General features: G+C 56.9%; 13 protein-coding genes. 4 read left to right on the top strand and 9 right to left on the bottom strand.

Going from position 1 to position 14,499, the window contains the following annotated elements; genetic code table 11:
• Positions 1 to 84: 84 nt before the first annotated feature.
• Positions 85 to 510, top strand: a complete 426-nt coding sequence (locus BM400_RS07150) for a nucleotidyl transferase AbiEii/AbiGii toxin family protein (RefSeq protein WP_089837968.1) — start codon at positions 85 to 87, stop codon at positions 508 to 510.
• A gap of 75 nt (positions 511 to 585) precedes the next feature.
• On the opposite strand, the gene BM400_RS07145 is transcribed toward BM400_RS07150, so the two are convergent.
• From BM400_RS07145 to arsM, 4 genes are all read right to left on the bottom strand, one after another.
• Positions 586 to 987, bottom strand: coding sequence for an arsenate reductase ArsC (locus BM400_RS07145; protein WP_089837966.1), 402 nt, complete (start codon positions 985 to 987; stop codon positions 586 to 588).
• Between the two features lie 97 nt (positions 988 to 1,084).
• Complete coding sequence (locus tag BM400_RS22955; RefSeq protein ID WP_245781730.1) at positions 1,085 to 1,270, bottom strand: low molecular weight phosphatase family protein; 186 nt, start codon at positions 1,268 to 1,270, stop codon at positions 1,085 to 1,087.
• A gap of 100 nt (positions 1,271 to 1,370) precedes the next feature.
• Positions 1,371 to 1,520 (bottom strand): low molecular weight phosphatase family protein, encoded by a 150-nt coding sequence (locus BM400_RS22950; RefSeq protein ID WP_245781729.1) that lies wholly within the window; start codon positions 1,518 to 1,520, stop codon positions 1,371 to 1,373.
• A gap of 91 nt (positions 1,521 to 1,611) precedes the next feature.
• Entirely contained in the window at positions 1,612 to 2,532 is a 921-nt protein-coding gene (arsM, locus tag BM400_RS07135; RefSeq protein WP_089837964.1) for an arsenite methyltransferase, read from the bottom strand.
• A 72-nt stretch (positions 2,533 to 2,604) separates the two neighbouring features.
• Between arsM and BM400_RS07130 the strand changes: the two genes are divergently transcribed.
• Both BM400_RS07130 and arsB read left to right on the top strand, forming a co-directional pair.
• Positions 2,605 to 3,015, top strand: coding sequence for a metalloregulator ArsR/SmtB family transcription factor (locus BM400_RS07130; RefSeq protein WP_089837962.1), 411 nt, complete (start codon positions 2,605 to 2,607; stop codon positions 3,013 to 3,015).
• On the top strand, positions 3,015 to 4,136 hold the full coding sequence (gene arsB / locus BM400_RS07125) for an ACR3 family arsenite efflux transporter (RefSeq protein ID WP_089837959.1): 1,122 nt from the start codon (positions 3,015 to 3,017) through the stop codon (positions 4,134 to 4,136). The genes BM400_RS07130 and arsB overlap by 1 nt, the downstream gene beginning before the upstream one ends.
• Before the next feature lie 263 nt (positions 4,137 to 4,399).
• Here the strand turns inward: arsB and BM400_RS07120 are convergent, their stop codons facing one another.
• From BM400_RS07120 to BM400_RS07100, 4 genes are all read right to left on the bottom strand, one after another.
• Positions 4,400 to 5,701 (bottom strand): aminotransferase class V-fold PLP-dependent enzyme, encoded by a 1,302-nt coding sequence (locus tag BM400_RS07120; protein WP_089837958.1) that lies wholly within the window; start codon positions 5,699 to 5,701, stop codon positions 4,400 to 4,402.
• A 56-nt stretch (positions 5,702 to 5,757) separates the two neighbouring features.
• Positions 5,758 to 6,297: a PepSY domain-containing protein gene (locus BM400_RS07115; RefSeq protein ID WP_089837956.1), complete on the bottom strand. Its 540-nt coding sequence runs from the start codon at positions 6,295 to 6,297 to the stop codon at positions 5,758 to 5,760.
• Between the two features lie 55 nt (positions 6,298 to 6,352).
• Positions 6,353 to 8,866 (bottom strand): TonB-dependent receptor, encoded by a 2,514-nt coding sequence (locus BM400_RS07110; RefSeq protein WP_089837953.1) that lies wholly within the window; start codon positions 8,864 to 8,866, stop codon positions 6,353 to 6,355.
• 864 nt (positions 8,867 to 9,730) lie between these two features.
• A complete protein-coding gene (locus BM400_RS07100; RefSeq protein ID WP_089837948.1) occupies positions 9,731 to 10,111 on the bottom strand; it encodes a hypothetical protein in 381 nt (126 codons plus the stop codon).
• A gap of 293 nt (positions 10,112 to 10,404) precedes the next feature.
• Between BM400_RS07100 and BM400_RS07095 the strand changes: the two genes are divergently transcribed.
• Positions 10,405 to 12,825 carry a TonB-dependent receptor gene (locus tag BM400_RS07095; protein ID WP_089837946.1) on the top strand — a complete coding sequence of 807 codons (2,421 nt, stop codon included), beginning with the start codon at positions 10,405 to 10,407 and terminating at the stop codon, positions 12,823 to 12,825.
• Positions 12,826 to 13,355: 530 nt separating this feature from the next.
• On the opposite strand, the gene BM400_RS07090 is transcribed toward BM400_RS07095, so the two are convergent.
• Complete coding sequence (locus tag BM400_RS07090) at positions 13,356 to 13,934, bottom strand: cytochrome d ubiquinol oxidase subunit II (RefSeq protein WP_089837944.1); 579 nt, start codon at positions 13,932 to 13,934, stop codon at positions 13,356 to 13,358.
• Between the last annotated feature and the right edge of the window lie 565 nt (positions 13,935 to 14,499).

Genomic DNA, 14,499 nt, shown 5'->3' with positions numbered 1-14,499 from the left:
CACAGTACGACGACATCGCAATGGCGAATCCGATATCGCATTTGAGGGACGGGAGGAGGGTGGGCGTTTTCACCCAGAGACTTCCTGGACCTTGGTGGGTGCCCAACTGTTCTTGAGGTCATCGCTATTGATGCAAAGCGGACGTTCTGGGAGAAGGCAACGATCCTCCAACAAGAAGCCCATCGTCCAGGGGCGATTCCTGCCCGGGACTCGCGGCACTATTACGACCTCTACAAGCTGAGCGAGAGTCCGATCAGGCGTGCTGCACTTTCCGACTTGGCATTGCTGAAATCAGTCGTCGAATTCAAGGAACGCTTTTACTATTCTTCCTGGGCACGTTACGACTTGGCCGTGCCCGGCTCATTCCGCTTGAGTCCTCCCGAAAGCCAGTTCCCCGCACTCGAAAGGGACTACCGTGCCATGGGCGAAATGTTCTACCGCGAGCCTCCAACATTTGAGGCGATTCTGGCTGGCCTGACGTTGGAACATGAAATCAACACTAAGAAATGAGCCTGTTACCCATTGCTCCAAAGGCATCGCCGGGGGTCGGAGAGAAGAAGCACAATCGCCAAGGGTGCGCTTCTTCTATGTCCCTAAGCTCTCTGCCGCGATGATATTCTGCACCCTCGCTCTTACCTCATCCCGAATTGCCCTTACCTCTTCGATAGGTAGGCCCTTTGGGTCACGTAGCGGCCAGTCGTCTCGGCACAAGCCCGGAACGTAAGGGCACTTGTCCCCGCACCCCATTGTGATGAGCAATGCCGCATCATTTGCGAGTTCTTGAGTCAGCTTCTGAGGCTTAGCGAAACTGAGGTCGATTCCAACCTCTTGCATGACGGATAAAACTTCCGGATGCACGCGCGATCCCGGCTCCGTTCCCGCAGATACCGCTTGCGCCTTCGTAGGATCGGCAAGCACGTTGAAGAAAGCCGCCGCCATCTGGGAGCGACCGGCATTGTGGACGCAGGCGAAGATTACCTTGTGCATTCTGTTTCCCTTCGTTGTTCGATCTGTTTTAGGCTCCATGCCTGGCTCGCCATCTGAACTGGTTCCCACGGGCTACTCAGGTGAGTTGTATAGATGCCTAACTCTTTCCTATTTCGCTGAGCTTTTCTAGGAGGGCGAAGGTATCGATCGTAGCAAACGGCAGGCAGAGAAAGAGACTCATGCGCCGGTCGAGAGACTGGAAAGCCTGACTGCAAGCGCGTTCGATCTCCGCCGGGCTCCCCTGCGCCGTGGCCGGATCGGGGATGCCCCAATGCGCCGTCATAGGCTGTCCTGGCCATAATGGGCAGACTTCGCTTGCAGCCTTGTCGCAGACCGTGAACACAAAAGCTAAGGTATGGTGCGTCCGATTTCGAGAATTCGTCTCAAGATTTGCTGCGTGCCTCCGCCGCGCTGAGCCCCGCCATCTCAATCTGGCGAATGGCTTCCGGCCGCACCACGCCAGTTGGGTGACTGCCCGCGCTAAAGGCTGTGAAGTGCTCGAGCCCTTTCCGGTTCATCATCGCCTCGGCCATGATCGAACGGGCGGAGTTGCCGGGCAGAGAAAGAGAACGTTGTAGTGCGGCATGGAAGCTCCTTATGATTCATTCGGTTCGCTACGAGTCTTCAAGCACAGCAGTTCGGACCGCAGCAGGCTTTGGAGTCTCCAACATGAGGCTTGATTGCATACACCTTAACGCTCGCAGCGGCTGCATTCACATCATGCTGCGAGAGAAGAGTCGTCAGATCGTCATGCAGCGAAGGCTCAACCAGCGCTGGGGTACAGCAAGCCCCCTCGACTACCTGGAGCGGGTTCGTCGTGTCCATTGCAGGGGAGCAGCAACCGGCCTGATTTTCAACCTTGGCATAAGCGTTCAGGTCCGCGCCACTGTCCACAATCTCGACGTGTTCGAAGCCAGCTGAGAGCAAACCATTCTTGTAGTCGTCCATCTTGATGGCCCCGGCGATGCAGCCAACGTACGCGGCCATGCTTTGCGCGACGGCCTCGGGAAGGTCGTGCTTCAGCGCGATGTCGCTGACAGCGACTCTCCCGCCTGGCTTGAGGACGCGGGCAATTTCACGGAAGACGGCGGGCTTATCGGGAGCGAGGTTCAGGACGCAATTCGAAATGACGCAATCGACCGACGCGTTGGGAAGCGGAATCTTATCGATCGTGGACTGGTAGAAATCGACATTGGTGTAGCCACCCGACTGAGCATTGGCCCTAGCGCGTTCGATCATGGCCGTGGTCATGTCGATGCCAATCGCGCGGCCTGTTGGCCCAACCATCCTGGCCGCCAGGAACACATCAAGACCTCCCCCTGAACCAAGATCGACGACCACTTCCCCAGGCCGGAGATGCGCCGTAGCAGTCGGATTGCCGCAGGAAAGGCCCATGTTGGCCTCAGCAGGAATCGAGGTCAGTTCCTCGGCGGTGTAACCGAAGGCCTCGGCGACAGCTTGCACCCCTGCATTGTTGTTCGACAAAGTGCTTTCCGCGACTGCCCCGTACTTCGACTTCACCGAATCCAAAAGCTCCTCTGACATATTGTCTCCTCATATCTGCTTAGGTGAATATATTTTTTGCTTTCGCATTCGTCAAGGCGTATACATTCAGATATGGCAAAACAGAAATTCAATGTCGAGCGGTTCTTTCAAGCTCTCGGCGACAATACACGGCTCCGCCTCCTGAACCTGCTGGGAGATCAGGAGATTTGCGTCTGCTACTTCGTTGAGATTCTTGGCGGACCCCAGCCAAAGATTTCAAGACACCTCGCCTACCTGCGGAGCGCGGGTATTGTCGCGGCACGGCGCGAGGGAAAGTGGATGCACTATCGGATCGTCATGCCGCCGCACATCGGGGCCGCGCAAATCCTGAAACAGACCCTGGGCTGGCTCAAGGAAGACAAGGCGATGATGTATGATCAGGCGCACCTCTCAAAGGCTTGTTGTTCTCCATCCAAATACGCATTGCTCGACGGCGCACCCATTCCGACAACGCTTCAGCAAACTTCCTGCGAGGACTGCTAATGTCTAGCAGCCCTTTCACTCAGGGGCGAATTTGTGTTCCTGCGGCCCGCAAGCAGCTCTCGTTTCTTGATCGACTCCTAACACTTTGGATCTTCCTTGCGATGGCGATTGGCGTGGCCATCGGCCACTTCATTCCATCGACTGCCGGATTCGTCAGTCGCTTCCAAACCGGCACGACGAATATACCGATCGCCATCGGCCTCATCATCATGATGTTTCCGCCTTTAGCGAAAGTCAGATACGAGAAGCTCGGCGAGGTCTTTCGCAACAAACGTGTCCTCGGCCTGTCTCTGGCACAGAACTGGCTCATCGGCCCGATACTGATGTTCCTTTTGGCAATTGTCTTTCTGCGCGGTGAGCCTGCCTATGTGAGAGGGTTGATCCTGATCGGCATCGCACGCTGCATCGCTATGGTGCTGGTCTGGAACGAACTGGCGGAAGGCGACACCGATTATGTTGCCGGCCTCGTGGCAATCAACAGTGTCTTTCAGGTGCTCTTCTACAGCCTTTATGCCTGGGCATTTCTGACGGCGCTACCGAAGTGGTTTGGTTTTGAAGGAAGTGTCGTTCAGATCGGCATCGGACAGATTGCCAAGAGCGTCGGTCTTTACCTTGGAGTTCCATTTGTCGCTGGCTTTTTAACCCGGTTCCTTCTTATCCGGCTTAGGGGCGAGGAGTGGTATCGCACACGTTTCGTCCCCTGTATCAGCCCCCTCACTCTTGTCGCTCTGCTGTTTACCATCCTCGTGATGTTCTCGCTCAAGGGCGACCTGATTGTTCGCTTGCCGCTCGACGTGGTGAAAATCGCCGTCCCCCTGGTCATCTACTTCCTCATCATGTTCCTCGTGAGCTTCTGGATGGGCAAGAAGTTGGGGGCGAACTATGCCCAATCCGCAACGCTCTCTTTCACCGCCGCAGGAAATAACTTCGAACTGGCGATTGCTGTTTCCGTGGCCGTCTTCGGCTTGAACTCGGGAGAGGCTTTTGTAGGGGTCGTGGGTCCTCTGATTGAGGTGCCCGCGCTCATCGGCCTGGTCAATGTCGCATTCTGGGTGCGCCGCCGTTACTTTGGCAGCGAGACAGCGGCGTTTCAAGTGCGACCAGTCGAAGACGCCCTGTAGCGCTGATCCGCCACTCTGTACCACCGCGCGAAGCATCAGGAAGCGCAGAACGTCTCTCCCGCGAAGTTGACGAGCGGTGGCCGGAAAGGCAGCGGCCGGAAGCTGAATCGCACAACCTCCGTCCGCTGCGGCAGCATTAGCGTTTCTTCGCAAAGGAACGCGTCTCGGCTTCGCACGACTCCGTGACATGTCCATAGCTTCTGAAGCAGGCACAGAGCTTAACGCCGAGACTATCCAGAGAGTGGAAACATTGTTTTGACCAGCTATACGAACATTGAGTTCTCTAGTTGCAAAGCCTTAGCGAGAGCATCGGAATCAGCCATCGTACTGTACAGGCCCGGTGTCACCCGGATGACCGGTCCCTTCGCAATGCCATGTCGCCAAACTGTATGAACGCGGTACTTCTCAAAGAGGACGTGTTGCAGGCGCTGGGCTTGCTCGTCTGTTTGCATGCCCTTCAATCGAAAGCTCGTAATCGCGCAGTATCTCTTCGGATCATCCGGCACGCAGATCTCGACGTTGCGCACGCCACGAACCTGGTCAACCCAGCGGTTCCGAAGATCACGCAAATGCTTCTCCTTTGCCGCGCCACCGACTGCGAAGTGAAACTTTACTGCAGTAGGAATGGTGAGTAAAGCGGCAAAGTTCACCGTTCCGGCGGGTACACGTGCGGTGATGTCGGTCGCAGGAATGTCGTGATTGTCATAGGCTACGTCGATTGCATCGAGTCGGCTTTTGCGGATGTACATGGCACCTGTGCCGAGCGGGGCGGAAGTCCACTTATGCACCGACCAACCGGCAAAATCACATCCAAGATCATCGATCTGGAAGTCGAGACACGCGACGCCGTGAGCGATGTCCACGACCGTATCGACTCCCCGTCCACGGGCCATGGCGACGATTTTCTTGACCGGCGTCACGAGTCCGGTCCGGTTCGATACCTGGGTGACCAGCAGGAGCTTCGCATTTGGCGTCCGTTTGAGTACAGCATCGTACGCGGCAAGAATATTCTCGGTCGTGGCTGGCTCCGGCATAGCGAACTTCGCCACTTGAGCACCGCGATGATCGCCAAGCCAATCCATCGCTGCAATCATCGCGTCATAGTCGAGGTCACAGTAGATGACTGCGTCGCCCGGATGAATGTCTTTGTAGTTGGTGATCAACGCTTGCAAAGCGTCCGAACCACTGCGTGTGATGGCAATCTCCTCTGTCGCACAACCGACCATCTTCGCGACCGCTTCCCTAGCCTCGCGCCCACCGGCGGCCAAACAGGCTCCTCCAGGTAGAACGTTCCTCGCCCAGATGGAGTTGTTTCGATTCACGTACATCGTCTGTTCGGCATAAATCTGGGCAACCGCACGCGGCATGATTCCCCAGTAGCCGTTCTCCAGATTGTGGATGCCCGGTTCGACGTCGAAATGCTGCGGCAAGGTGCCGACAGGAATGGAATTCGGCGTGAGTGCGGGCCTAGGTTTTACTGCCTGCTCCGCGCGCCCTCTCGCGGATACGACGGCAGAGGTGGCAGACAGTGCAGCAGCTTTCAGGAAAGTACGTCGATTGTTCATGCCACTCCCTTTCACATACAGTTCAGGATGCGATCCAACGATTTGGGACCACTCGGTCATGCCCGAACCAATCCCAGCCAGCGGCTGACAGACGGAATCCGGGAAAGCACAAACTTTTCAACCAGTAGCACAAGGATAAGCGAGGCTGCCATCTCGGGCAGGTAAACCGCAAGAGCCCATGTCTCTCCGGGCCTCATCGCAGGCATGACCTCAACCGGGTCTGCCAGGCGCAGCGAATAGGCCGTCGAGACAAGGACATTGAACGGTGCGTTGTTCGGAGTGCCAATCGTCAATGGCATCGTGTGCCCCATATGTCCGGCGTACTCCATCCCCGGCATGCCGTCCTGCGACCCTAGCACGTTTCTGTTGGAAGAGGCTCGTTCGGCAAGCTCCGACGAACGGCCGTTCGTCCAATCCTGATGAAGGGCTGCAGCGCCCGTCATCTGCCGGACTTTCTTGAAGTACGATCCGGTGCAGGCCAGCCAGACGACAAAGGGGATACAGAAGATTCCCGCGTAGAAGTGCCATCGCCATACGGCACGGTAGTGCCGGCGGCCCTGTTCGTGCGTCTCTTCGCTCTTTGTTGCGTTGCTCATGATGCCTCCTTTTGCGGGGAGCAGAGACACTCTGCCCCCCGCTGGTCATGGACTACTAGAAACGGACGCGCACTCCACCGTAGGAAGCCCGCGGCGTTCCTGCGTAGATGGAGCCAGTGGAGTTTGCGAGTACGCTGGCCCCGTTTTGTTGCCCCGATGTGTTCAGAGAATCCGTAATGTTTCCAGCTGAGCCGACATACGTCTTGTTCGCAAGGTTCTGCAGATCGAAGAAGAACCGAAGGCGCGATGTGAAGCCGTGCCCGACGGGCGGGTCGTAATGCAAGCTGAGGTTGAGCAGCGTGTATCCGGGAGCCGTGAGCAGGTTCGCGTTATCCAGGAAGTACTGGTCACGCCAGGTGGCTTCGACATATCCACCCAAGCCGCGCAGCGAGCCCGTGGACTGATCGTAGATCACGCGCCCATCCAGGAAGTGCGGCTGCACACCGGGGATGCGATTGTTCGAGCGAGCGAATGTATTGGTCACACTTCCGGTCGTGAGCTGCTCCGTGTAGTCTGTGTAGATTTGGTTGTCGTAGGTGTATGCGGTCCGAAGACGCAGGCCCGTGAGCCGCTGCGGCAATGGATGCCAATCGAGGCTCGCTTCCACTCCGCGATGCGCCGATGCGGGCGCGTTGAAGGTGAAGCTCTGGAGGTTTACGCCCGGCGATTGCGTCACTTGCTCGTTGCGGAACCACTCGTAGAAGAAAGTTCCGGAAAGCTGCAGCGTGGAACTCAACGCCCAGTCCGCACCGGTGTCGATGCCGATGTTCCTTTGCGTCTTCAACGTGGTGTTATTGCCGAAGGCGCCCTGCGGTGTCGTGAAGAGCTGTGTGGCCTGCGGCGTGCCATACCCAGTCCCAACGCGGGCATGCAGACGCCAGGCATTGTCCGGGCGGAACTGCACACCCACCTCCGGCGCGACATTGAAGAAGGGACGATTGGCAGTCACCGGCGAGATCGTCGGTGTGCCTCCAACCGGATACGAGAAGTTGTTCGCCAGCGCACTGAGTTTCGTGTACTCGCCGCCCAGACCCGCTACAAGAGTCCATCGTTCGCCCAAAGACATCTCCTGTCGTGCGTGGAACCCGGAGTTGAGGTGACTTCCCTGAACCGTCTGCGTCGCGCCGCCGATGGTCGCGTTTCCACCAGGCATCAGGTTCGCACTGGTCGAGTTGATGTTCTCGTAGTTGAAGAAGCCGCCCACGACGGTCGTCGACGAGCGGCCCAAGGTAGAACCGTGGCGCAGCAGGTCACTCATCACATTGAATGACGGCAACGTTCCACGATAGGCAGAGGAACTCGTTGGCTGATTGGCGTCACGGTTATCCCAGACGAACTGCGTCTGCCAAGTCGTCTTCTCCGTCAGATCGTGCTCATACCTCGCGCCGACGATCGTGCGGCGGTCGTGGCGGTTTAAGCCTGCCTCCGCAGCTCCGAGCGACTGCCTTGTTCCGTTGTATCCATTGACGTAGACACTGACGCTGGCGCAACCATTGGTCGCGAAGGCCACGCTATACGTCTGGCAGCCAAGCTGGTACGGATTCAATTGATACTGCGCGCGCGACAAACGAATGGAGAGATTCGTATCCAGGTCGTTGTTGATGAACTTGAACGTCATACGATCATGCGGCGTTGCGGCAAAGCTGGCGAGGATATTTGCGGTCACCGTATTGAACTGGTTGTTGACCGTGGCCTGATCCGCGCGCACGTTGCTCAGAAACACCGACAGCTGATAGCGATCATCTCCAGCGCCATACGTTGCATAGTCGTTGAAGTAGTTGAAGCTGCCAAAGTCTGCCCCGACTTCAAGCCCCTTGATCTCGCTGCCAGAGCGCGTGTGGAAGTTAATCGCGCCTCCCGTGGCGTAGTTTCCGTAGAGCGCCGAAGACGGTCCGCGAACGACGTCGACACTGCTATAGGCGTGTGGGTCGGTGAGGTCGGTTCGCGCCAGGCCATCGGGCTGCGTGACAGGAAAGCCATCCTCGAAGACCTTGATGTTGCGTACGCCATAGGTCTGTCTCGTGCTCGATCCACGTACCGAGATCGCAACGTCGCGGGGACCATTTCCAGGGACGAAGGTTACGCCCGGCATCATGCTCACGATATCGGCCACCGTAATTGCGGGAGAGTTCTTGAAGTCCTCACGGCTTACCTCAGCCTGACTTTGGCTTACCGGAGTTTCTGTCGCCAGCGCGGGGCTCGCGGAAACGGTCACACTCTGGGTCAGCGTAGAAACAGGCATCTGGACTCGTGTGGCCTCCATAACGTTGCCGGATAACACCAGCGTTTGCTTGGTTTCCTGAAAACCATCGTGCAGCACGTCTAATACGTAACGTCCTCCAGAGAGACCGCGAAGCATAAATCGCCCCTGGGAGTCCGAGGTTGTGCGGAGCACCTTCGCCCCGTTGCTTGTGCGCAGGTCGATCTGCGCACCGACGATGGCGGCATCGCCGGGATCGACGACTTGCCCCGTTACAGTCGATGTCGTGTCCTGAGCTGCGACGACGGTCGCGTGCAGGCTTGTCAGCACCACGGCAGCGACAAGCAAGGTCTTCCAATGTCTATTCATCTCTCTTCATCTCTTCTCCGCTCGGGGCGGTTTTCTCGCGGAAGTGCAGGGACATCCAATTCACGATAGGCGTGATGGAGTATCCGTAACTGCGAGTTCCGAGTTCAGGCGTAAGCATGTCTCGCGTAGGCAGCGGCGCACACTAAGGTCCGACTTCAAAAGAGGAAGCGAGCGGGAGGACCACGTTTACAGTGTGCTCGGTCACGGGCTACGTGCAACTTAGTAGTGCCTGTATCCCCTACAGCGTAGGTGGCGAAATCCGCATGGATCATCTGCCATGCCGGGTACGCGAGCTTGGACGGATGGTTCGTACCCAGGATGGCTGCAGGCGAGTATGGGCATCTTTCAAGCGGTGCGGTAAACGCAGGCTTGCCATCATTCAGAAGATCGCGTTCCACCGCGCTCATCATGCAGTGGTGTTTGCCATGCTTCCTGCAGCACGCAGGCAGATTCGCCTCACTTCTCGCGGTCATCGCGAGGAGAGGAGAGACGAACGGCAAGCCGAAGACGGCAAGCAACGCAATGGCTAAGAACTTACGCAATCTCTTCTTCAACACTCCTTGCCTGTTGAACGAACATCTACAGCGATTCGCCGCTTCGCATTGCTCCCTGAGCAGGAGCGAAAACGAGAGAGAATCTCAACTGATTTCTCCCGAGGGCCATTGAAGTGGAATCCTCCAGAGACCTACTTGAAGACGGGGACACCAACCAGCTACGTCATGCACAACAGGGACAGGATGAGAGAATTCCCCACTTTGCACATGGCCTTCTCCCGAAATCAGCCATTCACCGGCGAGAACATGCACGACGACGTGTCTCCCCGTAAGGGAGGCTGTTCATGCTGCTATGAATTCGGGGACGATTTCAGGCGGTCGGGGGGCCGCGCTTCTGATTCGAACGTTCGCGGTTGATGCGCCACTGGGCCAGAACCTGCGGATAGACTGCAGGATGGCTGATGAGGCCCGCGAAGATTGCACTGCCGGGTAACAGACCAACTTGATCGCGGTTTGGTGCAATGAGCGCATGAGACGGCGCGAACGGACACTTATCGGGGGGTGATACAAAAGCTGGCTTATCGCCGGCCAACTTTTCACGCTCCGCCATACTCATCATGCAGTGGTGCTTGCCATTGCGTCGGCAGCACGCAGGCAGGTTTGGTTCACTCTTCGGCGTGAGCGCGAGGAGCGTGGAGGCAAACGGCAGGCCGAAGAAGGCCAGCAACGCAATGGCGATAAGCTTCCGCAATTACACCATTGAAGCATCTCTGTCTCGTCCCGGCAAATTTTGCGCAGAGCCCCATGCTCTTGCCGCAGTTGCCCATGTGTCTTCGTGGGAATAAGTGAGTGCATTCCCTCAATCCCATGTTGCATCCCCCACAAGGCGTTTGCTTGCAATGGACTTTGCCCTGAGGAACGAAGCGGGAGTTGAACCGAATACGATTGAAATATGACTTCGGCGCACTTGCTGTATCCGGTTCGATCTTGCTTTGGAGTATCTCTCAGCTTTGTCGTCATCCTGGAACTGACCTGGAAGGCCCTATGAGGTATCTCACCGCAGCCCTGCTGGTGATCGTTCCTTTCTGCGCGCTCCACCCCCGACAGGCGAGCGCCCTCCAGAAAGCAACGCCGGACGCTGTCACAAGAAGGGCTCTCCCCTTGAATATCTCAGGAACGGTGATGGACACTACCGGAGCACTCGTAGCCCGCGCTACCGTGCAGGTTCAGAGTGCAAACGGGACTGTAACGAGCACAACGCAGACGGACAGGAACGGAGCCTTCGATCTGCCCGGACTGCCGCCAGGGGCGTACCGCCTCGCGGCCTCTAAAACGGATTTTGAGACCCAAGAAATCAGGTTCACTTTGGGCCTCACCGAGCCGCAAACGTCGCTGCGTATCGTTCTGACCGTAAGCGCCGTGACCTCCATGATCGAGGTGGAAGGCCGAGACGACGACCTTACCGGAATTGCAAATTCCGCGACTCAAGGAACGGTGGGCGCATCGGAGATCCAGGATCGTCCGATTCTTCGTTCGGGTGAGGTTCTGGAGACGGTCCCCGGGGTCATCATCACGCAACACGCCGGTGGCGGGAAGGCAAACCAGTACTTTCTCCGTGGCTTCAATCTCGACCATGGCACGGATTTCGCGATCTTCATCGACGGTATGCCGCTCAACCTGCCCTCACACGCGCACGGCGAAGGGTATGCGGACATGAATACCGTGATCCCGGAGTTTGTGCAGCGGGTGAATTACGAAAAGGGCCCCTATTACGCCGATGTCGGAAACTATGGCTCGGCTGGTTCGGCCCATCTGGAATTCTTCAAGACGCTCCCCCAGAACTTCGTTCAGGTGGAAGGCGGGATGTACGGCTATGGGCGTGCCGTTTTCGGAGCATCGCAAAAGCTAGGTTTGGGCAATCTGCTGTACGGCGGAGAAGCGTATCACGATGATGGTCCATGGACGCATCCTGACAATTACTCCAAGTTCAACGGGCTTCTCACCTACAGCCAAGGAGACGATGCCAATGGCTTCAGCATCACGGCACGTGGCTATCACGGACGATGGAACTCAAGCGATCAGATTCCCGAAAGTGCCGTACCGCTGGTCGGATTCTTCGGCACCCTGAATCCGACTGAAGGTGGTCATTCCCAGCGATACAGCCTGCAGTCTGAATGGCAACGGCAAAACGCTCACTCCGACACCAGGATCACCGCTTACGGCTTTTACTACGATCTCGATCTGTTCTCTGATTTCACCTACTTCCTCACCGACCCCAATCGCGGCGACCAGTTCGAACAGAAAGATCGTCGCTGGGTGGCCGGCCTGGACGCACACCACAGGATCTTCAGCCGATGGTTTGGTCGCAGGGTTGAAAACACCTTCGGCCTACAGGTCCGCAACGATTGGATTCAAAATGGTCTTTTCCAATCGGAGGATCGCATTCGGGTGGATAAGACGGATTCCTCCACCGGCAACACACTTCCGGCGACGACGGAAGCGGATCGTTTCACGGAGACGCAGCCTGGTTTCTATGTGGAGAACAAAATCCAGTGGGCGGAACGGTTCCGCTCTGTCATCGCCATGCGCGGCGACGTAGAGCACTTCGACGTGACCAGCCTGGTGACGGCGGCAAACTCCGGCACTGCAATCAAGGTGCTGCCCAGCCCGAAGGCGAGTTTGATCTTCGGTCCGTGGGCGAACACCGAGTTCTATGCGCAGAGCGGATTCAGTTTTCACAGCAACGACGGGCGTGGAGCAACGCAAACGGTCGAACCGGTCTCGGCGGACAATCCTTACCCCAACACGCCTGCCTCAAGGATTCCGGCACTGATCCCCACCAAGGGGGGTGAGATCGGCGTTCGCACGACGGCCCTGCCACATCTCCAAAGCACCGTCTCCGTCTGGTATTTCCACAGTACTTCCGAACTACAGCAGTCCGGCGATACCGGAGACACGGTGGCCTCAAAGCAGCCGAGCAATCGCTATGGCGTGGAGTGGGCGAACTACTACACGCCTCTGAAGCACCTGGCCTTTGACTTCGATCTGGCGAACTCTAGGTCACTGTTCACAGCCATCGATGAAGACGATGCAGCGCCGGAGAGCCTGGGCGGTAAGCGTGTGCCTGAAGCGGTTGGCTTAGTGATTTCTTCGGGCGTCACGCTGCACGACTACAAAGGCTTCACGGCGAGTTTGCGCCTGCGTTACTTCGGTCCGCGCGATCTCACCTCCGACGGAGCGTACCGCTCACAGGCAACGGCGTTGCTCAATGGGGAGATCGGCTACCGATTCAACCATCGATGGCGCGTGGCGGTCGAGCTACTAAATTTGCCGAACCGCCGTGACCACGACATCGACTACGCCTATACCTCTCAGATAACCCCGGCCGCTACTCCAGCATTCACAGACGTGTTCCACCCCGTCGAACCATTCCAGGCACGATTCGGTTTAGTAAGGACCTTTTGAGCAAGGAGTCGGCTTCTGGCCAGCGGAGATTCTAAACAACTTTCAGGCAAGTTGTTCAGGAGAGATGCTGAGCTTGGCAGCTCTGGACAGCGTCGACGGCGGGGAGGCCGTTAAGCATTAGGGAAACCAAGAGATGCTTCTGGCATAGGTTTCTATAGATCGAATCGCCCTCTACTTCGGATCGCTGGTGCGACCTGAACTCCAGAGGAGCTAATGTGAGCGAGTATAGATGATCCAAAGAACGAGTCCCGGGATGAGGACGAGCAAGCTCAGAAGCGCACAAATGAAAAGAGTTGCCCGTTTCTTGGCCTTCTCATCAGGCTGAGTGATACCGAAGAAGTCGATAAACGCTTGCGACAAGAATTCCAACAGGCTCATTTAACTCTTTCCTCGGATATCGCTACCCGACCGCGCTGTCGCCTCCGTGACTCTACAGAACGATGCGGTCTTGAACGGAGACGAAGTTCCTGCCAAAGTTCCGAGAAACGGCCGCTCTGATCGGTCAGCGTCAGGAGGGACAATCAAGGCTTCTACTGAACTTGCAAATAGAGAGCTCTAATGAGAGAGCTGTCGAACGTTGTTGCCAGAGCGAAACCAATCGGCCACCAGAACGATGCGAGAAGCAAAGCGGTGGGACTGGATGCGACCGCGTAGGCGTCCAGAGAATATTGCGGTGCTAGCGTCGAATAGAGCATTACCGGGAAGATAGCCGCGCCGCCGATGGCAAGCAGGCCAATGATCAGGATTGTCGAGCCCAGGAACGCCCACAGCTCATGGCGAGCAAAGAGACCGAAAATACGTGCGGTGGTGGCTCCGAGAAGAACCACGAGTCCGAGCCAGCACACAGGATTTCCCAAGGCGCGGTACAGGACGGCAGGACGTACCGCGAAGGATTCCAGCGAGATTGCGACAAAGAGAGGGATCACACTGAGCCAGAGATACCTGGCATAGGTGGCGCTGCGGTCGTGCACCCGGCCTTCCGTCTTCCACTCAAGGTAGGTTGCACCGTGAGCGGCCAACAAGACAACCGCAAACACGGCTATAGATACTGTGTACCAGTCGAGCAACCCCACATTGCCACGCACACCGAAGTTCGTGAAGAAAGCCATCGCAAAATTTCCGTCTGCATCGAGTGGAACGCCACGCCCCACGTCTTAGGCCTAATCTAGGGCGTAGGTGAGCTCGTCTTCTCTACACAAAAAGGCGCTTTTTGGTCAAATGCACCTCGAGCTCACACGCACCATGCCAAGATTGTCAGAGCCACGTGGGCCTCTGCAATGCCCCGGAATGCGTCTAATCCTCGCGCAAATGACAAACTCCCTATCTCGTCGCGAATGTACCAGAGAAATCATGCTTTCCAGTTGCGTTCGAGGATTGAGAGGAAGGAGTCCTAACGCCTCAGAAATTTCCGAATTACGGACGCGGCAAAGGGTTCGATTAACAACATCGAAGCGCGGTCTCGAAGCTACTGGCTACGAATCAACTCGATGCATACGACAACATGGGGATAACAACGGATGTTCGCCCGAAATAATTAGGCAACATCAGTCTCATAGAAATCGGCCTCGTTTACGACATAAATTCTTGGCTCGATACCACATCAGAAGCGGAGCCTTGATTGCGTCCGAAAAGACTCCGATGCAATCTCGCTAAGCAGGGAAATCGGGTACTGAA

Source organism: Granulicella pectinivorans (genome assembly GCF_900114625.1).
GTDB lineage: Bacteria > Acidobacteriota > Terriglobia > Terriglobales > Acidobacteriaceae > Edaphobacter > Edaphobacter pectinivorans.
This window is presented reverse-complemented; position numbering and strand designations above follow the sequence as displayed.